Here is an 8,248-nt window from a genome sequence, read left to right on the forward strand (position 1 = left end):
GCATAATCCAGGGCACTAACCCAATTAGATTACGCTTTTATACTATTAATATAATACATTAAATAACATTTTACAGCAAGTAAGTAAATTATCCCAATTTAGTGGATAATCTACTATTTTGTACACCAAAATGGTTCAACAAGATAATCTCTATTAAAAGTAAGGTACAAAAATTAACAAAGCAATTATAACGCTAGCAATAGAAGCAACCAACACAATTGCAGACATGATATCCTTTACCTCCTTAACATAACTATGCAATCGTGGTTTAAACAAGTCCAACAATCTCTCAAAAACAGTATTAAGCATTTCTAATATTAAAACTCCAGCAATCATCAAAACTATTAAACTCCATTGCCATAATTTAATTTGCATGTACCAACCTAGAAAAATAACCACAACAGTTGCAATCATGTGGATCTTAAAATTTTGCTCTTTCTTGATTAATGATAATAATCCTCGAAATGCAAACCTGAAACTCTTGTACAATCGTTTAAGATTTATCATAAAATTTATTTAAAATTTTTACTTCCAAGGCCTCCATTTTTTTTGCTACTTTTTCCTGGTGATGTTCATATCCTAACAAATGCAAAAAACCATGTAAGACTAATTTTAGAACCTCCTGCTCAAAAGTATTATCATAATCCCCTGCTTGTTTCTTGGCCTGCTCTGGGCAAACTAATATTTCTCCTAAAAACTTGGGGCCGGCTTTCGTCTGTTCTTCTACAAAAGACAAAACATCAGTAACTTGGTTTTTGTGGCGATAAGCTTTATTCCATTTTTTAATTACTACTGGATCAACAAAGGCCACTGAAACCGAAGCCTTACCCTGATGTTTGGCTTGCTTTTGGGCAAAGTTAAGGATTGAACTAATCTTTTTTCTTGGCAAACGAAAACTGGTTTGATTATTAAACTCAGTATTAATCATAAATTAAAAACTTACAGGTGGTGGTCCAGAACTTTCTGGTTCTTCTTCGACAACTACAGAATCTTCAACAACCGGATCTATTGGAGCCGCTGGTTCCTGAACAACTGGAACTACAGGTTGAGTAACAACTTCTACAAACTCAAAACTGCTGACGATCATAGCAAAGACATTTGGAAAGTTAGCTTTCTCTTTCAATCCAATATTATAATTTACTGCAAATACTTTATCCTTGGCTGGACTTTCGACATACACAGTAAAACCGTCTGGACTCTCTACCACATTAAGTTCGTTATAAGTTTTATAATGTTTTAACTGACTAATCTTGACTGATGAAGCAATGCTCAAGTACCAATTATCTACGCTCTGCGCCGGTTTCTTTTCATAAACTAAAATATTTACAAATTCATTCTGATTGGAACTGATCATTAAATCACTTGGATCATCCTGGTCCAATGGCTGAATTAACCAGGTAGTTGGATATAATATTTTATAACCATACATATTGTTTGTATAATAATCCACAAAATCCTTCTCCCAAAGTCGAACACTTGTCTCGTCAACTGGGCTATAAAAATTCATGATTTCTTCCTGATCTTTGTAAACATCACCATCAGTATCATTTAAACTTTCACTTGTTCCAAAAACAACTTCCTCGGCATCAGTTAGCTTATCTTTGTCTTTGTCCGGTCCAGCCAACAAGCCAAGACTGTATTGATTAATATCATCTGGATTAAACTTCAATTCATCTTCTTCTACCACGGGTTCTTCAACTGGCTCTATTACTGGCTCTGGCTCTTCTGGTTCTTCTACTGGAACAACTGGCTGTTCAGGCATCGGCTGAACTTTAGGTGCCTGCACTACTGGAGTAACACTTTCTGATCCTGTTTGATCATAGCTTTTGTAAAGCAAGAAAGCTGAACCAAGCACGACTACAACTATAACTAAAATTATAATTAAATTTAAATTCTTTTTACTCCCTGGCGCCTTGGGCTTAGACAGCTTCGGTGGTTTGGCAACAACTCCTGAAGCTACTGGTTTACCCTTAACAATTGGCTTCCCAGCATTTGTAGAAGCTATTGTTTTATCGCCCAAATAATACTCCATAGGCATAGTATGAATATCCGCTTTTTCTTTGGCAGTACCTTTGTCTTTTTCAGGCTTAGGTCCTGATGGAGAATTTGAAGGTGCCGGCGGCGCGGCTGGCGCTGGTGGTTGAGGTTTTTTATTATCAGTGTCGTCAAACATAAAAAGTTATTTTAAATTATAAATTATAAATTTAATATTATTAAAAAATGCTATTGCTTATTACTATTTACCAATTACTAGTTACTGTTTACTACTCTTCAACTCGGTCAAAGCTTTCTGAAAATTCAACAACTTACCCGGGCCTTTCGGATTATAACCTCCCAAAACTTCCTCACCATCGAGAAAACCATCCCCATCAGTATCTGCAGTCAAAGGATCTGTTTTGTAAACATTAACTTCACTTATATCAAACAATCCATCACCATCGGAATCTGCTTTAAATATATTAGTCCCAAGTTCTTTTTCCAGATCATCAGATAAGCCATCGTTGTCCCGATCTGAAACATTTGGAGTATTGGGAATGCTTGAGTCTACCGGTGCTACTACTTTATCTACCGGAACAACTTCCACTTCTTCTTCAACTTGTTCAATTACTGGAGCTTCAACTACTGGGGTTTTCATTTTTTTAATAAAACTAATTAAAAACCAAACTACACCAATCGTAATTAACACGATTATAACAATAATCGCAATTTTCACTGCGGGATTTGGACCAACTGGATCTGGTGCAACAGGCTGGGCTTGTGTTTGCGCTTCCGGCCTTGATGCTGGCGCTGCTTTTACTTCCGTATGATCAAACTGGTCAAACGGATCTTCTATTTTGTTGTTTTCATTTGGCATAAAAAATTATTTGGTATTTGGTATTAGTTAGTTGATGTTTATTATTACTAATATATAGAGCCTTCTTCTATCGGAACACCAACTTCTTCTCCTGTTGAGGTAATTCCAGAAATAATCTTTGGCAATAATGATTGTAAATCAGCAATACTGCCTTTTTCATAAATACCTTGATTCCCTTCTGCTTGCATTTGAGTATAATATGTATAATCGGTCAAAGAAAAATATCCGGGGCTATTCATTTCACTTGGCTCACCTTCAAAAGCGTCCAAAGGATGATTACATCCACCATCAAGCATATCTATCTGTCCATCACCATCGTCGTCAGTTCCATTTTTACATTGTGGATCTACCAAATTACCAATGTAAATTAAATGCACTGGGGATTGCATAGAATCAGCGGAAGTAACAACGGACAATCTAGACATATCATCAGCACACGACTCACTAGGTGTCATCTTTGTACACCCATCAAGATCCTTGGCATCGGTTATAATTATATAGACCACACCAGCATAGAAATTACCATTATTTGAGACCAGTTCCAAAACATTAGAAACAAATTTTGAAATCCTATGTGGCGTACCATTATGACTTTTATAGACATATGGATATCCCGGGGTATCAAGATAATCAATAAACGCTTGAGTACTACTAGAACCATCAAAAGTATTATCTTCAATAGCATAATCAGCATCGAAATCATCCTTATTTATCTCTACCGTTGAACAAAAACTTTTACCAGCAGAACAAAGATCTGAAGCTTTTTCAAGTAAATAATGTGCTTCCACTCCCTTAACATCATCAATTCCATCAATATGCGTCTCTCCAACATCCATACCCAGAACTATTGCTTTAATAATTTCCAGATGATCATGTCCAGGATCATTAGTCCCCATACTACTGCTATTATCAACATAAAACGCAAACAATATATTTCCCTGAGACATTCCATCTTCTTCTGAATTATCAAATTCATTCGAACATTTAAGATCCGCCATATCAATATCTCCATCGCCGTCATTATCTGCCCCATCTGCGCACTGAACAGGTTCTAATTCACTTTCATCAAGGGTTGAATCGCAACTCTCGTCACGAGGTAAATGATTAACGTCACTATTACCAGTACCACAATAATTATTTAGGAAAGTACAAGTGCAACCAGCTGCGGCATAATCACAACTTCCATCACTATCATTATCAATACCATCATTACAAAAGGAAAAATCTTCAAGTGGATCATTAAAACTGTCACATCCAGGATCACCACCACCACCTTCTGAATAATCAGCATAACCATTATTATCATTATCTTCACCATCATTACATTGACCTAAAGTACCATCTGGTGCATCTGCTGGCAGAGCTTCGGTAATCCAGTCATCCTCATCAAAGCTTGGAGTAACAATATGATTGTAAAGCTCACCATCAAGCTCCAAGGCGAAACTTAAATTATAGGCTGATGTATCGCCAGTATTCATAGGATCTACCTGGAAGGAATAAACATGGTGGTCTCCTGGATCTGCATCATAGAAATTAAAGAATTTTTGAGTTTCACTATTGTAACAAGTATTAGGATCATAACCGTTCGGGCACTGGACACAGAATAATGCTGGTATCTTACACTGATAATCGCCAGGACTACCGCCAATTGGATTTGGACATTGATAAGCTAAATCACCTGGCTCTACGAACTGCGGATCAGGACATTTAACTCCTGTATTTGCTTTGCTCGCTTTTTCCCATTTGAAATGATTAAGAGGATCAATTGGCATGACCTGCTGAATAGCACTACTAAATTCATTTTGCCATGATGGCCACACACTAAACACTCGACCACGCACATAAGTACCTGAATCTAACTGCGGAACTTGGCCATTGTGTCCTTGTTTATATAACTTAACATACTGACGCATCAAGATCATATCCATGATACGCTGTGAATCTCGAATCAATTTAACTTTTTCTGGTTGTACTCCCGAATCAGTTACCAAATCAGTATTGAACCATAATAAATTAACCAATTGACTATAAATATTCATGGTCGCTTCGTTTGATCCCAATGAATGTCCTAACACATAAATGTTATTGTAAATTTTTGTTTTCTCACCTTCGACGGTTGGCGCAAGATTACTAGCTGCTACATAAACTGTTGGGCCATCTTGTACTGCTGGATAACAGAAAGTTCCATAATCATCTGTCTGACAATCAACCTGGACTGGATTAGCATTACCAGCATTCGGAGCATATTTCTGATACCAAATATCTGGTGGTAAATTTTCTGAGTTTTCATAGATTCTCAGTGAAATCGCGTCTGCGACATGATCATTGGTTGGATATGGCTGTCCAGTACTTGGATTCAAATCATCATCAACTCTAATAAAGAAATACTGTTCAAACAGTTCTGGTTCTTCCCATGGATCTTCAATACTCTTACATTTTGGATCACCAAACCAAGTATCAGCATTATAATCCTGAACTCCATCACCATCATTGTCTAAACCATCATTACATTGATGTTCAAGGTCTCCTGATAGGTCACCCCAATCCAATTCACCTGGTGTTTCTATAAACAATCCATTAGCCTTTGCCAATTCAGTTAAATTAGTATGATAAAATTCAGTACCTAGACATTGCGAATTAATATCGTTAGAAGAACAATGTTCTTCAATAACATCCTGTTTAAATGATTTGTCTTGCACGTCCTGATTAAAATTCCACAATCCTTGCAAAGATGGTTCAGTTGTAGGATCAACTATATTACCCAACTCCGGCAACTTGTTGGAACTATCCCAAATTCTAAATTCATCAATATATCCAGCAAACGACACTGAAGCTGTTTGAGTTTTTCCTAAACCACCAATATATAAATCATCATAATTATCCCAATCACTATCACCATAATGTCCGGTTGATATTGGCCATTTATTTAAATTATCAACCGTCAAGTTTGCTTCTTGAACAGTATCAGCCTCTACTCCATTAATATATAATTTAGCTACACCTGCTCCATTATAGCTAAGGGCAATATGGTTAAAGCCTTCTTCTAAAAGATAAGGGTCAGCAACCGTAGACTGTACAAGTGGTGGATAATTTCCCGTATCGATAGCATAAGTTAAAGATCGTTTAAATTGACAGTCTTGGCAATTATTTACATTTGGAACATCACCGTATTCCCAATAACAAACATCACCACCTTCATCAACACAACCGGTTCCCCACTGTCGAACCATCAATTGAGCATGATGATCTGTGGCTGAATCATTATCTAAGTTTTTATAAAATAAACGAGAGAACTTTCCTTCAGCAACATCCTGATGATAAACCCAAGCTTCAATCATCCAATCACTCTGATCACCAGCATCATCAGTATTCATAAATTCTAAATTATTAGCTTTTACCTGTACATAATCTTGGTTCCTATCAAAATAAATACCGTAACGAGGAGTAGACTTTTTGGTAATAAAATCCGCCAAACCAATATCAATTTTTGGTAAGTCATCGTCCAAGCCTGGTCCTCCAAAGTCGCGACAGTAGAATAAACCTACGTTGAAGTTCTCCTCATATATATAAGTAGTGTGGTAAACACCGGTATCAATCATAGTTTCAAATTTACCCCACTTGTTATTACCTTCTTCATCAGGAGCATACGCACCTGGTTCCCATAAATTATCACACAACAAAACTTGGTACTTGGCATTGCCCGCAGTTTGCTCACCAACTGTACCAGCTTCGGCATTTCCTAATAAATCACCAAGAGCTTCGGCAATTTCATCATGAGTAATTGTTGCTCTGGCCATAACCGGAGTAGTCCCGTTTTTGTTGTTACTAACTACATTAATATACTGTGAATTCAATGGTTCATTTAATAATGGCTGAAGTGCATTTTTTACGCACATATAATCACCGTTAACTAATTCATAAGTACAAGCATATTTATCGGTAATTAATGAATCATCATCCAACTGCCAATCCCATTGCCAATCATAAATACCTGGGTTTGAAACAATAGGTTGATCACCACTCTGAGGAACTGCGTACAAAGTTGTTGTAATATCAGGTTTAGTTACTAATGCAAATTGTGGATTTATTGCTACATTATCCAGCAGACAATAATCATACCCGGTTCTAAACTCCATATCTAGATCAGACAACTGTCCACAATTATTAGCAATATTATCAAAAGTAATTTTATAATCACGGTTAGGCATTAATGGACTATTAGGAGTAATAGCAACTACAGTATCACCATTAAGATTATTGGTAGCCAAAAAGCTCTGACCCACTTCACACCAGGCAGATTCCGCTAAGCCCACTTTTATAAATAGTCCTTTTACAAACTGCTTAACTTTATTATAAGTTTTTTTAATGAAACCTCCTTGGGCGCTAGAAACATTATAGCAATCTCCGTAATATTCCAACTTTACAGAATCTTTATCCAATTGAACCTGCTCAGTTAAAGTAATATAAAGCAATGAATTTAGACAAATATTAGTATCACCTGGCGCTGGTTTACTCAAATCCGAATCAAATTCTGCCGAAGCATCACACTGCTCTAATGGCAATGTCTCTTCTGTATTATCTGAACAACTTTCACAATCAGGATCATTACCAAAATCAATATGCGTGTCATTGTCATTATCAAATCCATCTGAACACTGTGGAGTTGTTCCACCTTCATCTTGGTCAGTTGGACTTTCACAGTTTGGATCACAATTTGAACAAGTCCCTTCTGCTGGATCACAATAATCAATCAAATTATCTCCATCATTATCTTGTTCATCCGAACAAGCATAAACATCATCACCATCATCATCACCACTATTCTCAAGCTCATCCTTGTCTCCCGCTGAGCTACACCCTGTATCAAATTTTACTTGCTCGCCATTAATAATGCAATATGAAACCTCTCCGGCTGTAACTAAAGTTTCATTACCATAATCACACGTCCCATCATCATCATTATCAATTCCATCAGAACAGTCAGTTATACAATTACCTGCTTCTGAATTTCCAGCTGAGTTATTACAGCAAGAATCGGCTAAATCTATTTGTCCGTCATTATCATTATCCTCGCCATCATTACAAACAGTATCCCCATCCACACCATCAACCTCATTCTTATCGCCAGCTGAGATACAACCAGGGTCAAATGGTAATATTCCCTCATTTTCGTCCAAACAATATAAAACCTCACCATTCGCAACCAAAACGTCATTGCCGTAATCACATTTCCCATCCCCATCATTGTCAATCCCATCAGAACAAGCAGCTACACAATCACCTGCCTCTGTATTCCCAAACGAGTTCTTACAGCAAGAATCGGCTAAATCTGTTTGTCCATCACCATCATTATCCTCGCCATCATCACAAGCATTATCACCACCTGGTGGTGTG

The 8,248-nt window shown here is 37.0% G+C and carries 5 protein-coding genes; all 5 read right to left on the bottom strand.

Features of this window, described 5'->3' with window-relative positions; genetic code table 11:
• Positions 1-153: 153 nt before the first annotated feature.
• The gene (locus HN643_03445; GenBank protein ID MBT7500697.1) at positions 154-507 is read right to left on the bottom strand and encodes a diacylglycerol kinase family protein; all 354 of its coding nucleotides are present in this window, start codon (positions 505-507) and stop codon (positions 154-156) included.
• Positions 494-928 (bottom strand): rRNA maturation RNase YbeY, encoded by a 435-nt coding sequence (gene ybeY / locus HN643_03450; GenBank protein MBT7500698.1) that lies wholly within the window; start codon positions 926-928, stop codon positions 494-496. The genes HN643_03445 and ybeY overlap by 14 nt, the downstream gene beginning before the upstream one ends.
• Before the next feature lie 3 nt (positions 929-931).
• Positions 932-2,173, bottom strand: coding sequence for a hypothetical protein (locus HN643_03455; GenBank protein ID MBT7500699.1), 1,242 nt, complete (start codon positions 2,171-2,173; stop codon positions 932-934).
• 81 nt (positions 2,174-2,254) lie between these two features.
• Complete coding sequence (locus HN643_03460; GenBank protein MBT7500700.1) at positions 2,255-2,854, bottom strand: hypothetical protein; 600 nt, start codon at positions 2,852-2,854, stop codon at positions 2,255-2,257.
• 47 nt (positions 2,855-2,901) lie between these two features.
• On the bottom strand, positions 2,902-8,248 hold a 5,347-nt coding region (locus HN643_03465), incomplete at its 5' end, for a hypothetical protein (GenBank protein MBT7500701.1).

Source organism: Candidatus Falkowbacteria bacterium (assembly GCA_018674305.1).
Classification (GTDB): domain Bacteria; phylum Patescibacteriota; class Patescibacteriia; order UBA11705; family JABHMO01; genus JABMRF01.